The organism is Streptomyces sp. 135, assembly GCF_020026305.1.
Taxonomy (GTDB): Bacteria; Actinomycetota; Actinomycetes; order Streptomycetales; family Streptomycetaceae; genus Streptomyces.
In genome coordinates this window covers 2,827,823-2,842,814 of the sequence record NZ_CP075691.1, presented here as the reverse complement: position 1 = coordinate 2,842,814, position 14,992 = coordinate 2,827,823, and the positions used below count along the sequence as shown (strand labels likewise).

12 protein-coding genes and 1 pseudogene are annotated in these 14,992 nt (G+C 72.7%); 6 read left to right on the top strand and 7 right to left on the bottom strand.

Annotated elements, in window-relative coordinates:
* The first annotated feature begins 18 nt into the window (after positions 1–18).
* The 3 genes from KKZ08_RS12830 to KKZ08_RS12820 all read left to right on the top strand — a co-directional run bounded on the left by KKZ08_RS12830 (position 19) and on the right by KKZ08_RS12820 (position 4,117).
* Positions 19–2,112, top strand: a complete 2,094-nt coding sequence (locus KKZ08_RS12830) for an MMPL family transporter (protein WP_223774571.1) — start codon at positions 19–21, stop codon at positions 2,110–2,112.
* Between the two features lie 62 nt (positions 2,113–2,174).
* Positions 2,175–3,431, top strand: a complete 1,257-nt coding sequence (locus tag KKZ08_RS12825; protein ID WP_223774570.1) for a histidine kinase — start codon at positions 2,175–2,177, stop codon at positions 3,429–3,431.
* The gene (locus tag KKZ08_RS12820) at positions 3,428–4,117 is read left to right on the top strand and encodes a response regulator transcription factor (RefSeq protein ID WP_223774569.1); all 690 of its coding nucleotides are present in this window, start codon (positions 3,428–3,430) and stop codon (positions 4,115–4,117) included. The genes KKZ08_RS12825 and KKZ08_RS12820 overlap by 4 nt, the downstream gene beginning before the upstream one ends.
* Here KKZ08_RS12820 and KKZ08_RS12815 read toward each other — a convergent pair.
* On the bottom strand, positions 4,091–5,374 hold the full coding sequence (locus KKZ08_RS12815) for an MFS transporter (protein WP_223774568.1): 1,284 nt from the start codon (positions 5,372–5,374) through the stop codon (positions 4,091–4,093). The two genes, KKZ08_RS12820 and KKZ08_RS12815, sit on opposite strands and share 27 nt — an antisense overlap.
* 55 nt (positions 5,375–5,429) lie before the next feature.
* Here KKZ08_RS12815 and KKZ08_RS12810 point away from each other — a divergent pair, with 55 nt between their 5' ends.
* Positions 5,430–6,461, top strand: a complete 1,032-nt coding sequence (locus KKZ08_RS12810; protein ID WP_223774567.1) for a DUF5937 family protein — start codon at positions 5,430–5,432, stop codon at positions 6,459–6,461.
* 99 nt (positions 6,462–6,560) lie between these two features.
* On the opposite strand, the gene KKZ08_RS12805 is transcribed toward KKZ08_RS12810, so the two are convergent.
* Together KKZ08_RS12805 and KKZ08_RS12800 are read right to left on the bottom strand one after the other, a co-directional pair.
* The gene (locus tag KKZ08_RS12805) at positions 6,561–7,820 is read right to left on the bottom strand and encodes an MFS transporter (protein ID WP_223774566.1); all 1,260 of its coding nucleotides are present in this window, start codon (positions 7,818–7,820) and stop codon (positions 6,561–6,563) included.
* Between the two features lie 68 nt (positions 7,821–7,888).
* A pseudogene (locus tag KKZ08_RS12800) lies at positions 7,889–8,329 on the bottom strand (malonic semialdehyde reductase); the annotation flags it as partial.
* A 2-nt stretch (positions 8,330–8,331) separates the two neighbouring features.
* Between KKZ08_RS12800 and KKZ08_RS12795 the strand changes: the two are divergent.
* Together KKZ08_RS12795 and KKZ08_RS12790 are read left to right on the top strand one after the other, a co-directional pair.
* On the top strand, positions 8,332–8,826 hold the full coding sequence (locus tag KKZ08_RS12795) for a MarR family transcriptional regulator (protein WP_223774565.1): 495 nt from the start codon (positions 8,332–8,334) through the stop codon (positions 8,824–8,826).
* Between the two features lie 220 nt (positions 8,827–9,046).
* A complete protein-coding gene (locus KKZ08_RS12790; RefSeq protein ID WP_223774564.1) occupies positions 9,047–9,958 on the top strand; it encodes a GNAT family N-acetyltransferase in 912 nt (303 codons plus the stop codon).
* An 83-nt stretch (positions 9,959–10,041) separates the two neighbouring features.
* Here the strand turns inward: KKZ08_RS12790 and KKZ08_RS12785 are convergent, their stop codons facing one another.
* Genes KKZ08_RS12785 through KKZ08_RS12770 form a run of 4 tightly spaced genes read right to left on the bottom strand, consistent with a single transcriptional unit; the run spans position 10,042 to position 14,979 of the window.
* On the bottom strand, positions 10,042–10,971 hold the full coding sequence (locus KKZ08_RS12785; RefSeq protein WP_223774563.1) for a dihydrodipicolinate synthase family protein: 930 nt from the start codon (positions 10,969–10,971) through the stop codon (positions 10,042–10,044).
* Positions 10,968–12,002 carry an ABC transporter ATP-binding protein gene (locus KKZ08_RS12780; protein WP_223774562.1) on the bottom strand — a complete coding sequence of 345 codons (1,035 nt, stop codon included), beginning with the start codon at positions 12,000–12,002 and terminating at the stop codon, positions 10,968–10,970. The genes KKZ08_RS12785 and KKZ08_RS12780 overlap by 4 nt, the downstream gene beginning before the upstream one ends.
* Positions 11,999–14,020 (bottom strand): dipeptide/oligopeptide/nickel ABC transporter permease/ATP-binding protein, encoded by a 2,022-nt coding sequence (locus KKZ08_RS12775; protein ID WP_223774561.1) that lies wholly within the window; start codon positions 14,018–14,020, stop codon positions 11,999–12,001. Before KKZ08_RS12775 ends, KKZ08_RS12780 begins: the two co-directional genes overlap by 4 nt.
* Positions 14,020–14,979 (bottom strand): ABC transporter permease, encoded by a 960-nt coding sequence (locus KKZ08_RS12770; RefSeq protein ID WP_223774560.1) that lies wholly within the window; start codon positions 14,977–14,979, stop codon positions 14,020–14,022. Before KKZ08_RS12770 ends, KKZ08_RS12775 begins: the two co-directional genes overlap by 1 nt.
* Positions 14,980–14,992: the final 13 nt, after the last annotated feature.

The window sequence follows — 14,992 nt, the reverse complement described above, 5'->3', positions numbered from 1 at the left end:
TGCCGAAGGAGGCCCGTCATGGGGGCCGCACCGTCCATCACCGCGTCACGACGGCGCCGACGCGCCGTTCCCTGGGTGTTCCTGGGCCTGTGGATCGTCGTCTTCGCCCTCGCCTCGCCCTTCGCCGCCAAACTCTCCGACGTCCAGAAGGACCGGCCCGTCGACTACCTCCCCGCGAGCGCCGACTCGACGGAGGTCGCGAAGCTCCAGGACCAGCTGCCGGGCGGCGGCGCCACCGAGCTGGTGCTCGTCTACCACCGGGACGGCGGACTCACCGCCGCCGACCGCACGACCGCGGGTGAGCAGGTCGCCGAGATAGCGGGGGCGCACAAGCTCGTCGCCGAGCCCAAGGGCGTGCCCTCCAAGGACGGCACCACCCTGATGTACCCGGTGGCCTCCACCGAGCCAGGACAGGACGAGGAGAAACGGGACGCCCTCGTCGACGACGTGCGGGACGTCGCCCGGGGCGAGGGCGGGCTGAGCGTCGACGTCGGCGGCAACGGCGCCTTCGACACCGACGCGAGCGAGGTCTACAACGCGCTGGGCGGCCCCCTGCTCTACACCACCGCGGGCGTCGTCGCGCTGCTCCTGATCCTCATCTACCGCAGCCCGTTCCTGTGGCTCGTGCCGCTCGCCGTCGCCGGCATCGCGGACTACTTCGCGATGGCCGCCGCCTACGGCCTCAACCAGGCCTTCGGCACCGCCGTCAGCGGCCAGAGCTCCGGCATCATGACCATCCTCGTCTTCGGCGCGGGCACCGACTACGCCCTGCTGCTCGTCTCCCGCTACCGGGAGGAACTGCGCAGGATCGAACAGCCCTACGACGCCATGGCCGCCGCCCTGCGCGGCTGCGGGCCCGCCGTGCTCGCCTCCTCGGGGACCGTCGCCGCCGGGCTGCTCTGCCTGCTCGCCGCCGACCTCAACAGCAGCCGCGGCATGGGCCCGCTCGGCACCGTCGGTGTGCTGTGCGCGCTCGTCGCCATGCTGACGCTGCTCCCCGCGATCCTGGTGCTCCTCGGCCGACGGGTGTTCTGGCCGCTGATCCCCGCCTTCGGCAGCACGCCCAAGCGGCGGCGCTCCCTCTTCGCCGCCATGGGCAGCTCGGCCGGGCGCAGGCCGCTCGCCGTCCTCGCCTCCGGAGCCGTCCTGCTCGGCGCGCTCGCCCTCGGCGCCTTCAACCTGCCCGGCTCCCTCAAGCAGGAGGACTCCTTCACCAAGACCCCGGACTCGGTCGCGGCCATGGAGACGCTCGCCGCCGCCTACCCCGAACGCGGCACGCAGCCCATCACCGTCATGACCCCCGCGGGCCGCGTCCCCGACGCCCTCGCCGAGATCCGCGGCACCAAGGGCGTCGACAGCGCGGAGAAGGGACGTACCGCCAAGGGGTGGACCGAGATCTCCGTCCTCGCCTCGTCCGCGCCCGAGACCCCGGGGGAGACCGCCACCATCGAGGCGCTGCGGGACGGACTCGACGGCTCGTACGTCGGCGGAGCCAGCGCCCAGCAACTGGACCTGAAGGACACCAACGCCCGGGACCGGGCCATCGTCGTGCCGCTCGTGCTCGCGGCCGTGCTGCTGATCCTCGTCGCCCTGCTGCGCAGCCTCGTCGCGCCGCTGCTGCTGCTCGCCGCGGTCGTCGCCGTGTGGGGCGCCTCGCTCGGCATCGCCGGACTCGTCTTCGAACCCCTGCTCGGCTTCGAGGGCACCGACCCGGGGCTCGGGCTGCTCTCCTTCGTCTTCCTCGTCGCCCTCGGCGTCGACTACGGCATCTTCCTCATGCACCGCATGCGGGAAGAGAGCCTGAACGGCGCCGAACCGGGGGCGGCCGCGCTCACCGCGCTGCGCACCACCGGCGGCGTCATCGCCTCCGCCGGGCTCGTGCTGGCCGCGACGTTCGCCGTACTCACCAACATGCCCCTCGTCCAACTCGTCGAGCTGGGCTTCGTCATCGCGGTCGGCGTCCTGCTCGACACCTTCCTGGTGCGTACGTACCTGGTGACGAGCGCCGGCGTGGCACTCGGCCGCAAGGTGTGGTGGCCAGGCCCCCTGTCCAAGCCCCCGGCGGCGGCCCCCGCCCCCGAGGCCGAACGCGTCCGGGTGCCCTCGCCTTGATCCCCGCCTTCCTGGCGCCCCTCCTCTCCCGGAGGGGCGCCCCCGTACCCGAAGATGGGCCGGTGGACTCACCCGGCACAGGCCCGCGCACCGCCCCGGACACCGCACGCCGCAACCTCGCCGAGCGGGTCCTCGGCCCCGCCGCCCCGGGCGAACGGCTGCGCACCGACGCCCTGTTCGCCCTCGCCATGGCGGCGAGCGCCGTCGTCGTCGTCCAGGTCGTACGGGACAACGGCCATCCGCCCGGCGTCGCCGGCTGGGCCCTGCTGATCGCCGCGCACATCACCATCGTGTGGCGCCGCCGCGCCCCCATGCGCGTCATGGTCGTCCTGATGGCGATCCTGCTGACCTACCACTCCCTCGACGCCAACCACACCGCGCCCATGGCGGTCTCGATGGCCGGTCTCTTCACCGTCGCCTCCCGGTCCCGGCCGCGCAACACCGTCCTCGTCGGCGCCGCGGTCATCGGCGTCATGCTGGGCGTCAAGTTCTCCGAGGGCATCGCCGAAGGCGCCGAATCGCTGCGGATAACGGGCTGGATCGTCTCCTTCCTGCTGCTCGGCGTCTACGTCCGCATCCACCGCCAGTACGTAGCCTCCGTCGTGGAGCGCGCCGAACGGGCCGAACGCACCCGCGAGGAGGAGGCCCGCCGCCGGGTCGCGGAGGAGCGGCTGCGGGTCGCCCGCGATCTGCACGACCTCCTCGCCCACAGCATCACCCTCGTCGGCGTCCAGACGTCCGTTGCCGCGCACGTCCTCGCCGCCGCCCCCGACCGCCTGGACCGCGCGGCCGTCGCCAAGGCGCTCGACGACGTCGCCGAGACCTGCCGCACCGCCCGCGGCGAACTGCGGGCCACCCTGGAGGTGTTGCGCTCCGGCACCGACGACGGCACCGACGAGGCCAGGGGCCCGCTGCCCGGCCTCGGCTCGCTGCCCGACCTCGCCGAAGCGGCCCGCACCGCCGGAGCCCGCGTCGAGCTGAGCGTGACGGAGTGCGGGGCACCGCCGGCCGTGGGTGCCGCCGCCTACCGCATCGTGCAGGAGGCGCTCACCAACGCCGTGCGGCACGCGGGGCCCGGCCCCACCGTCCGGGTGGACGTCACCACCGGGGAGGCGGCGCTGAACGTGACGGTGACGGACGACGGTGCCGGTGCCGGCGTACGGGAACGCGGGGGCACGCCGGGGTATGGCCTTGTCGGGATGCGGGAGCGGGCCCGTACCGTCGGCGGCACCCTGGAGGCGGGCCCGCGACCGGAGGGGGGTTTCATGGTGTCCGCAGTGCTGCCCCTCGCGTCCGCGCCCCTGGGAGGCCTGACATGACGATCCGTGTGCTGCTCGCCGACGACCAGACGCTGGTGCGCGCGGCGTTCGCGATGCTCGTCGACTCCGCGCCCGGCATGGAGGTCGTGGGACAGGCAGGCACGGGGCGCTCGGCGGTCGACCTGGCCCGCTCGGCACGCGCCGACCTCGTCGTCATGGACATCCGCATGCCCGACCTCGACGGGATCGAGGCGACGCGGCTCCTCGCGGCGGACGAGGACCTCGCGGGCGTCAAGGTCCTGATGCTGACGACGTACGACACGGACGAGCACGTCGTGGACGCGCTGCGCGCCGGGGCGTCCGGCTTCCTGGTCAAGGACACCAGGCCCGCCGAACTCCTGGACGCCATCCGCACGGTGGCCGCCGGTGAGTCCCTGCTCTCACCGGGGCCGACCTCGCGGCTGATCGCCCGCGTACTGCGGGCGCCCGACACCGCCGGTCTGACGGTGGCGGGCGGGCCCGAGGGTCTCTCGGACCGTGAGCGGCAGGTGCTGGCACTCGTCGCGCGTGGCCTGAACAACACGGAGATCGCCGAGACCCTGGGCCTGAGCCCGCTCACGGCGAAGACGCACGTGAGCCGCATCATGGGCAAGCTGGGCGCCCGTGACCGGGCGCAACTGGTCATCGTGGCGTATGAGACGGGGTTGGTGGCGCCGGGTTCACGCTTCGGTGGTGGACGTCGCTGATGCCCGGTGGGGCGACGCCGGAGTCGCCGGCAGTTCTCGCAGTGCACGGAGGGGGGAGCAGAAGACCGGGAGGAAGGCGCCGGCCAGGCATACCGCGCCTGCCCATACGGCGATGCGTATGTTCGCGGCCTCACCGATGAGGCCGCCCAGGGCGGAGCCGATGGCCAGGGCGCCGGTGAGCAGGAAGCGGAAGGTGGCGTTCATGCGGCCGAGCAGCGGGTCCGGGGTCAGGTGCTGGCGCAAGGTGACGCCGAGGACGTTGTCGATGCCCGTCTTTGTCATGGCGGCCAGCCACCCGGCGCCGGCCACCCACAACCACGGACCGGTGTCGACCAGTGCGATGGCCGGTGCGGCGGGTGCGAACCACAGCCCGGCCAGGGCCAGGGTGCGGCCATGGCCGAGGCGGGCGGCGAGGGGGCGGGCGAGGCGGGCACCGAGCAGGATGCCCAGGCCGCCGGCTGCCCAGTACAGGCCGAGTGCCGCGGCGGGCAGGTGCAGTTCGCGGGTGAACAGCACCGGCAGCATGGCGTTGATCATCTGTGCGCCGAGGTTGCCGAGGGTCGCGGTGAGCGCCAGGGGCCGCAGTTCACGTGTGCCGAGGACATGGCGCAGCCCTTCCGTGATCTCGGTCCGGAGCCGTCGCTTGGCAGCCGAGGTCTCCGCGCGAGCGTGGTGACGGGCGATACCGGTGAGGCTGCAGGCGGAGGCGAGGTAGGCGAGGGAACCGCCGAGAATCGCCAGGGGTGCCGTGAGGAGTTGGACCATGAAGCCGCCGGCGCCGCGGCCGGCGATGTTGGCGCCGGCCATCAGGCTGACGATGGCGGCGTTCGCCGGCACCAGGCGCTCGCGGCCGACCAGTTCGGGCAGGACGCTCTGCGAGGCGACGTCGAAGAACACGGTGGCACAGCCCGTCAGCAGTACCACTGCGTACAGCTGCGGCAGCGAGAGCACGCCCAGCCACCAGGCCAGCGGGATCGAGGCGAGCAACACCGCGCGAGCGGCGTCGGCGGCCACCAGCAGGCGGCGCCCCGGCAGGCGGTCCACCCACGCGCCTGCGGGCAGCCCGATGAGCAGGAAGGCGGCGGTGGACAGCGCAGCCAGCGCACCGGCCTGGCCGGGGCCGGCGTCGAGCGTCGTGACGGCGAGCAGTGGTATCGCCACATAGCCGACGTTGCTGCCGAGGTGGCTGAGGGCGCTTGCGGCAAAGAGCGTGCGGAAGGCGCCCATGCGCCACGGGGAATCTGGGGCTTCGGTCATGCGGCGTACGGTGCGGGACCCGCGCGGGTCTCCCTAAGGATTTACGCTGAGCTAAATGATCGAGATCGAGTTCGCCACGGAGGACGTGGCCCGCACCCGCTTCGCGATCTCCCCGCTGTGGGAGGTGGTGGCAAGCATCCGGGTACTCAAGGGTGCGGACGCGCACGGCCTGCACCACACCTGGGCAGACCAGGTACGCCCGCGGCTGGCGGCGGCCGGCCTCGACCTGAGCCCGCTGTTCGACCTCGTCCCGATGCCCGTTCGCTCGCCCTGGGCCGGCCGCATCCCGGGGTTCATCTGCCCGCCGCCCACGACGCCGCTGCCGTCGCTGGACATCGAGCTGGCCACGGTGCGGGCCATGCCGCCGGCCCTTCTGCACACCACGGCCGAGGTGCCGGAATCGCGGATGGCGGCTCTGCTCGGTGACCCGGCCGCCGAGCTCGCGCGGCTGGCAGAGGTGATCGAGGCATACTGGGAGCTGGCGCTGGCCCCGTACTGGTCGCGCATCCTCACCCTGCTGGAGGGCGACATCCGCTACCGCGCCGGCCGCCTGGTCGCCGGCGGCGCGCAGCACTTGTTCACCGACCTCGACCCGCAGGTCAACTGGGCTCAAGGCACCCTGCACCTGGAACACCGCACCGTGCGCGGAGCACGTCGGCTCGACGGCCGGGGCCTGCTGCTGGTGCCCTCCGCCTTCGTCTGGCCGCGTGTCTTCTCCGTGCTCAGCGAACCGTGGCAGCCCTCGCTGCGCTATCCGCCCCGCGCCGTCGGCACGCTCTGGCACACCCGGCCCGCGACCGTCCCCAACGCCCTGGCGGGGGTGCTGGGCCGCTCCCGCGCGATGATCCTGACCGAGCTGACCGCCCCCGCGTCCACCACCGAACTCGCCCGCCGCACCGGCCTGACCCCCGGCGGCACCTCCCAGCACCTCACCGCCCTGCGGAACGCCGGGCTGGTCAGCGCGCACCGCGCGGGCAGGCAGGTCCTGTACGCACGCACCCAAGCCGGCCAGACAGTGACGGAGGCCGCGGAGCCAGGCTCCCCTCCCTCCACTACGACCGCGCAAACCCCTCCAGTTGGCCCCTGACCGGTTGAGTCGGCCCGGCTGGGCGTAGCGCTCAGTGACAGCGGACCGGGTCCGGGCATCCCGCGGCCTTGAGCGGCCTCGCGTGGCCCTTGAGCGGTCTCAGCCGCCGAGGACGACGGCGGCCGCGATGGCCGGCCCGAAGGCGCCGCCCAGCTGGTAGCAGAGGTTGAACAGCCCGATCGCGGTGGGGCGCAGGCCGGCCGGCGTGGGAGCCGTCGCGTACACGGCGAGCGTCGCCTGGCCCGCGCTGGTGGCGAAGACGGCCAGCGCCGCGACGAGCAGGAGCGGCGGCCCCCAAGGAGTCAGCGCGGCGGTGAGCGGGGCGAGCGCGCCGACGGTGAGCAGGATCGTCAGCACGCGGGGGCGGCTCATCCGCGCGGAGGCCGCGGCCAGCGCCATGGAGAGCACCGAGCCGGTCAGCAGGGCGGCCAGCTGGCCGGTGCCGATGGCGGCCGCCGACCAGCCGGTGCGCTCGCGCAGCAGTTGCGGCACGGTGAACAGCAGCGTGAAGTACGAGGTCGCGAGGGTGCAGGCGAGCGCGGCCGACAGGATGAACGCACGGGTGCGCAGCAGGGAGACCGGGACGAAACCGGTGGGGCGGGACCGGATGTGCAGGGTCAGCGGTATCGCGGCGGCGAGCGCGGCGGCCACCGCCGGGAGCGGGTAGCGGGGGACGAGGACCAGGGCCGTCACCATCAGGACCAGCAGGGCGGCGCCCCGGCCGTCGAAGGGGGCGCTGCGGGGCGGTGGCGTGAGGTCGGCGCGGCGCATGACCATCGGCAGGGCGAGGAGGGCGACCCCGCCGACGGCCAGGGAGACCCGCCAGGAGGCGGCGCCCGCGAGCACCGAGCCCAGCAGCGGCCCACCCGCGCCGAGGACGCCGAACCCCGCAGTGATCACGCCCATCCTGCGGACCGAGCCCGCGAGGCTCATCGCCGCCGTGATCAGGCCCGCGGCGCCCGCGGCCTGGGCCGCCCGGCCGGCCATGGCGGGTGACAGCCAGGGCGACACGGCGAGGACCGCGGTGCCGGTGACGATCAGGGCGGCGCTCAGCTTCAGCGTGGCGCCGAGGCCGCGGCGGCGCAGCAGGCCGGCCATCAGCGGCGTGCCGACCGCCATGGCCCAGGCGAAGACCGTGACGAGCCAGGTCGCGGAGGCGGTGCGGGCACCGAGTGAGTCCGCCATGTCGGGGAGGATCAGGACGGGGCTGTTGGCGCTCGCGGCAGCGGGGGCGGCGAGCAACGCCAGCCAGCCGACCGGGACGTGCCGCTGTGCCGCCGCAGGGGGCTTCGACGGAGGCTTCGCGAGCGGCTTCGTCAGGGGGGCGGGGTGGTTTCGGGTACGGATCAGCGGGGGCATGGCGGGCGGCTCCTGGGATCGGGGTGGCCGGTGGCGAGGGCAGGGGTGGCCCGGATGGACTGGAGCGCTCAGACCGTGGTGACGACCTCGTCGTAGGCGAGGCGGGGCGAGCGCGGGTACCAGGCGTCGTCGCCGGGCTTGCCGATGTTGACGATCATCAGCGGGGTGTGGTCGTCGTCCAGGAACTCCTTCTGGACGTCCGCGAAGTCGAAGCCGGTCATCGGGCCCGCGGCGAGACCGGCGGCGCGCACGCCCACGATGAAGTAGCCGGCCTGGAGCGTGGCGTTCACCAGCGCGGCCTGCTCACGGACCGGACGTTCGGCGAAGAAGAGGTCCTTGGCCTGCGGGAAGTGGGGGAGCAGGGAGGGGAGTTCCTCGTGGAACTCGTTGTCGGCGGAGAGGATCGCGACGAGCGGGGCCGCCAAGGTCTTCGCCCGGTTGCCCTCGTCCATGAGCCGCCCAAGCCGCTCGCGGGCCTCGGGGGAGCGGACCAGGGTGACGCGCAGCGGCCGTGGACGCGATCATCGGCCAGTGGGTCAAGGAGCGCCCCGACCTGGTGGGTGACCTCTGGCCGGTGGAGCTCTTCGGCCGCATCCAGCGGCTGGGCCTGACGGTCGACAGGATGGTCAAGGCGACGGCGGCCGAACACGGCCTGGATGTCGGCGAGTTCGACGTCCTCACCACCTTGCAGCGCTCCGGACCGCCCTACGCCCTCACCGCCGGTACCTTCCTGAAGGCCTCCATGGTGTCGTCAGGCACGATCACCAACCGCATCGACAAGATGGAGGCCAAGGGCCTGGTCAAGCGGGTGCGGGACGGAGCGGACCGGCGCACCGTCAAGATCCACCTCACCGAGCGCGGGCATGAGGTCACCCGGGCCGCCTTCGCCGACCACCTGGCGAAGTACACCCTGTTGCTCGCGGACCTGGACCGTGAACTGGTCGAGGACGCGGCCAACGGTCTCCGGTCCGTCCTGGAGGCGCTCGGCGACACCAGCATCAGGTGATGCCGGCGCGCGTTCAGAAGCCGTACGGTTCGTCATTTCTGTGGACGGATCCGTCGGTGAGCAAGTAGCGTCTGGCCCCGGACCACGCCGCGTGATGACGAACGGAAGGAGGCGAGTGCCGTGCAGTTCCCGACCATCCAGCGCTCCCTCCCCGCTACCCCGGTGTGGCACCTCTGATCCGACCGGGAGCGCTCCTGCCGTACGCATCCCGGAGGAACCCATGACCGATATGGTCATCCGCGCGCTCGACGAGAGCGACGCCCATCTGTTCGACGCACACCCCGACCCACTGAACGCCCGTGCCGCGCACCAGCGGACCACGCACCGCCCGCACTGGAAGCGGGTGGCCCTGCGCGACGGCGCCGTCGTCGCCCGCGGCGCCTGGTGGGGTGGTTCCGATGATGAGGAACCCGTCAACCTCAACTGGTTCGACGTCGCCGAGGGCGAGGTCGAGGCGGGGGCCGAACTCCTGCGCTCCGCCCCGTGGCAGGTCGAACTCGAGATCAATCTGCCCAGCGACTGGCGCGAGCAGCCCGCCCTGGCCGCGGCCGCCGAGACGCGCTTCGCCGCCGCCCGGGCCGCCGGCTACGAACTCCTGGTGGAACGCCTCCTGTACCGCTGGACCCAGGAACGCGGGCTGCCCGAGCGGCCCGGCCGCCTCGTCTTCGGCCCCGAGCCCGACGACGCGGTCTTCTTCGACGCGCTGCGCCGCATCCACGCGGCCACGCTGGACGCCCACGCGCTGAAGGCCGTCGCGGCGGGCGGCCTCGACCAGGCCGCGCGGCAAGAAATGGAGTTCTTCCACTGGTGCCCGTCCCCGCGGGAATGGTGGCAGCTCGCCCGCACCCCGGAAGGCGAACTGGCCGGCATCCACATCCCGGCGCACAACCCCTCCGGACCGACCATCGGGTTCATCGGTGTCCTGCCGGAACACCGCGGCCACGGCTACGCCTACGACCTCCTCGCCGAGTGCACACACTTCCTGGTGGAACAGGGTGCGGAGGTCGTCACCGGAGCCACGGACCGGGGCAACTTCCCCATGGCCGCGAACTTCACCAAGGCCGGTTTCCCCGTGGTGCGCGAACGCATCAACTTCCACCCCGTCGCCCGGACCGCCTCCAGTGACCGCTGACATCACGGGCTGACACCAACGGTGGCGGTCGTGGGCGATCACAGCAGAGACTCAGCGATCACGTCCGGGAAGACAACGGCTTCTCAGAGCAGCCCCGCCGCCGCCAAGCGCTTGCCCACCGTCTCCGTCTCGCGCTGCGAGAGGGGGATCTGCGGCTCCGCCGTCGCCGGGCAGGCGATCACGCCGCGCAGGTGCAGCGCCGCCTTGAAGGCTCCGAGCGCCGACGAACTGCCGCCCATCCGTGCCGGGTCGCCCGCCGTCACCATCCCGAACAGGCCGCACAGCCGCTCCTGTTCGGCCCGCGCCCGCACCCAGTCGCCCTCCCGGCAGGCCGCGTAGAGGCGTACGTACCCCGCGGGGTCGACGTTCCCGAGTCCCGGCACCACCCCGTCCGCGCCCATCGCGAGCGCCGAGTCGACCGTCAGCTCCGAACCGGTCAGCACGCTGAAAGCCCTCGGTACCGACCGCTTGCCGATGACCACGCTCCGGAAGGCGCCCTCGCCGCCGCTGGAGTCCTTCAGGCCCGCCAGCACGCCCTCCGCGGCCAGCTCCAGGACCAGGTCCGCGCCCAGTTTCACGTGCACCGACACCGGCAGGTCGTACGCGAGGACCGGCACCGGAGAGTGGGCCGCGATCAGCCGGAAGTGGCGGGCGATCTCGGCCGGGTGGGTGCGGGTGTAGAAGGGCGCGGTGACCACGGCCGCGTCGGCGCCCGCCTCGGTGAGCATCCGCACGTGGTCCAGGACGCGGGGCGTGGTCATGTCGATCGCCCCGGCGAGCACGGGCAGCTGGCCGCCGACGTGCCGGACCACCGTGTCGACGACGACGGCCCGCTGCCGGTCCGTCAGGTAGGCGACCTCCGACGTCGAGCCGAGCACGAACAGGCCGTTGACGCCGCCCGCGACCAGATGGTCGACGAGCCGCACCAGGGAGGCGGTGTCCACCTCGCGGTCCGGTGTCAGCGGTGTGCAGACGGGTGGTACGACACCGGTCAACAAGGTGGGAAGGGTCATGGGCGCTCCCTGCGGGTTCGGGCCGTGGCGGCGGCCTGGGCGGCCAGTTCGTGGGTCGACTGTCCTTCGGCCACGGGATGGTGACAGCGGAATCGATGCCCCGCCCCCGCCGACTCGACACCCGGCATCGCATCGGCGCACGTCTCGTCCGCTTTCCAGCAGCGCGTACGGAACGGGCAGCCGCTCGGCGGCCGGGTCGCCGACGGGACCGGGCCGGACAGCGGGATCGGGTCGATGGGGTCGAGCAGGCCGGGCGTGGCGGAGAACAGGGCGCGTGTGTACGGGTGCCGGGCGCGGGCAAGGATCTCGGCGGCCGGGGACTCCTCCACGATCCGCCCGAGGTACATGGTGATGACGCGGTCGCTCATCCTGCGCACGGTCTGGATGTCGTGCGAGACGAAGACGAGGGCGAGGCCGAGGCGTTCCTTGAGGTCCAGCAGGAGGTTGAGGATCTGGGCGCGTACCGACACGTCGAGCGCGCTGGTCGGCTCGTCGGCGATGACCAGGTCCGGTTCGAGGGCCAGGGCGCGGGCGATCGCGACGCGTTGGCGTTGGCCGCCGGAGAGTTGGCCGGGGAGGCCGTCGGCGAGGGCCTCGGGCAGGCCGACCAGGGACATCAACTCCCTTACGCGCGCTTCGCGGTCCCTTGCCGTGCCGCGTCTGTGCACGTCCAGGGGGTCACGCAGGATCTGGCGGACGGACAGTCTGCGGTTCAGGGCGGTCGAGGGGTCCTGGAAGATCATGCCGGTGCGGGTGCCGAGCTCCGTCCGCCGGGCGGCGGGGCTCATCGTCCAGAGGTCGCTGCCTTCGAACGACACCGTGCCGGTGGTGGGGCGCTGTACGCCGACCAGGACCTTGGCCAGGGTGGATTTGCCGCAGCCGGATTCTCCTACGACGCCCAGGGTTTCGCCGGGGGCGAGGGTCAGGTCCGCCGCCGTCAGGGCGTGGACGCGGTCGCGGGAGAGGAGGGTGCCGGAGCGGGCCCTGTGCGTGACGTGGACGTCGCTCAGTTCGATGAGGGGGGTGGTCATCGTGGCGGCTCTCCGGGTGCGGGTGTGTGGGGGCTGGACGCGCAGTTCCCCGCGCCCCTTCGGGGCGCCGGTGGTTCCGCCGGGTGGTGGCAGGCCGTCTCGTGGAGCGTGGCACCCACCAGCGTCGGGGTCACGTCGTGGCACACCGCCGTCGCCAGCGGGCAGCGGTTCGAGAAGCGGCAGCCCGGTGGGAAGTCCGCCGGGGACGGCACCACGCCCCTGATCTGCGTGAGCCGTTGCTGCGCCGACTCCAGGGAGAGCACGGAACCGAGCAGGCCGCGCGTGTAGTGGTGTGCCGGGGACCCCACCAGGTCGGCGGTGACGCCCGTCTCGACGATCTGTCCGCCGTACATCACCACCACCCGGTCGGTGACGTCGGCGACGAGCGCCAGGTCGTGCGAGACGAGGACCAGCGCGAAGCCCAGCTCCGCGCGCAGTCGCAGCAGCAGTTCGATGATCTGCGCCTGCACGGTGACGTCGAGCGCCGTCGTCGGCTCGTCGGCGATGATCAGCTTCGGGTCGCGGGAGAGGGCCATGGCGATCAGTACGCGTTGGCGCTGGCCGCCGGAGAGTTCGTGCGGGTAGCTGCGCAGGGTCCGGTCGGGGTCCAGGCCCACCAGTTCGAGCAGTTCGGTGGAGGTGCGGCGCCCACCCCTGCGTACGACCTGCTTGAGCTGGGAGCGGACCGTCATCGCCGGGTTCAGGGACGACAGGGCGTCCTGGTAGATCATCGCCATGTCGTGGCCGAGCAGCCGGCGCCGGGCCCGGGCCGGCAGGCCGGTCAGCTCCTGGCCGTCGAAGGTGACGCTGCCGGTGACGCGGGCGCCCTTGGGCTCAAGGCCCATCACCGTCAGCGCGGTCAGCGACTTGCCGCAGCCCGACTCGCCGACGAGGCCGAGGACCTCGCCGGGGCGCAGGTCGAAGGAGATGCCGTCCACGATGTCCACGCCGTCGTGCCGCCCGGGGAAGGCGACCCGCAGGTCGCGTACGTCCAGGACCGGCGCGCCGGACGGCAGGGGCCGGGCCCGCGCCCGCAGCCGGTCCGAGGCCTCGGCGAGGCCGGGCAGCTCCAGGACTTCGCCGGTGCCCGGCTCGGGCGCTTCGAGGGGGTCCTCGTCGCGGGCCGCGCCCGGCACGTCGCGCGTGGAGGGTGCCGCCCACGCGTCCGAGACGCCCTCGGAGAGGATGTTCAGGGCGAGGACCGTGATGAGCATGAGCAGGCCGGGGAAGACGGTCGCCCACCAGCCGCCGATCAGGACCATGTTCTTGCCGTCGGCGATGACGCTGCCCCAGGACGGGTCGGGCGGCCGCACCCCCGCGCCGATGAAGGAGAGCGACGCCTCGAAGACGATGGCCTCGGCGACCTGCACGGTGCAGAAGACCAGGATGGGCGCCGCGCAGTTCACGGCGACGTGCCGGATCAGGATGTGCGGGGTGCGCGCGCCGACGACGCGCTCGGCGACCACGTAGTCCTCGCCGTACTGGTCGAGGACGTTGGCCCGCACCACCCGGGCGATCGGCGGCGTGAACAGGAACGCGATCGCGCAGATCAGTACGGTGATGCCGCCGCCGAAGACCGCGACGAGCACGGCGGCGAGCGCGATGCCGGGGAAGGCCATGACGACGTCCAGGCAGCGCATCAGCGTCTCGTCGACGGCCTTGCGGGAGGTGGCCGCGACCGCGCCGATCAGTGCCCCGACGAGCAGCGCGAGCAGCGTGGCGCCGAGGCCGATGGCCAGCGACCAGCGCGCCCCGTACATCAGCCGGCTGAGGATGTCGCGGCCCAGGCTGTCCTGCCCCATCCAGTGGCGGGCCGAAGGGTGGCCTGTGCCGTCGACCTGGCTCTGCTGGTCGAGCGGGTCGTGCGGGGCGATGAGCGGCGCGAGGAGGGCGACCAGGACGACGAGGCCGACGACGCCGACCGCGATCCGGGACAGCACGGGCAGCTTGCGCAGCGAGCGCAGGCGGAGGCCGGGGACGGCGAGGCGTTCCGTGAGCTGCTTGCGGGTCATGAGCATCAGCTCGTCCCCCTCAGGCGCGGGTTGACCAGGAGGTGGAGGATGTCGATGACGAGGTTGACGACGACGAAGCCCACGGCGGTGGTGATGACGACGCCCTGGACGACGGCCGGGTCACCGTTCTTGACGGCGTCGATCATCAGTTTCCCCATCCCCGGCAGCGAGAAGATCGTCTCGATGACGACGGCGCCGCCCAGCAGATAGCCGACGCGCAGACCGAGCACGGTGAGCGGGTTGATGAGGGCGTTGCGCAGGACGTTGCGGCCGACGACCACCACCGGCGGCAGGCCGCTGCCGATGGCCGTGCGGACGTAGTCCTTGTCGAGCTCCTCGACCACGGCGGTGCGGATGATGCGGGTGAGGCCGGCCGCCACCGGCAGGGAGAGCGCGAGGGCGGGCAGCGTCATGGTCCTGAGCCAGCCGGTGAGGGAGTCCGCGGGGTTGATGTAGCCGCCGGTCGGGAACCAGCCGAAGTCCACCGCCAGGTACTGGATCATCAGCAGCGCCAGCCAGAAGCCGGGCGCCGCGACCCCGGTCAGCGAGACGACGCGGATGAGCTGGTCCGGCAGCCGGTCGCGGTAGATCGCGGCGGTCACGCCGAGGGCCAGCGAGAGGACGACCGCGATGCCGAGCCCCAGGAAGGTCAGCTGCATGGTGAGCGGCAGGGCGGTGGTGACCTGGTCGAGGACGGGGGAGCGGTTGAGGACGCTGATGCCCATGTCGCCCTGGAGGAGGTCGCCGACAAAGGCGATGTAGCGCACGGGCAGCGGGTCGAGGAGCCCGTTCTCCTGACGGAACTGATGCAGCTGCTCGGGGGTCGGGTTCGCGCCCTGGAAGAACGCGGAGGCCGGGTCGACGTCCGAGAACCGCATCACGAGGAAGACGAAGAGCACGATGCCGAGCAGCAGCGGGACGAGCAGGGCGATGCGGCGGGCGAGGATTCTGAGGACTGCGGTCACGGCGTGCGCCTCC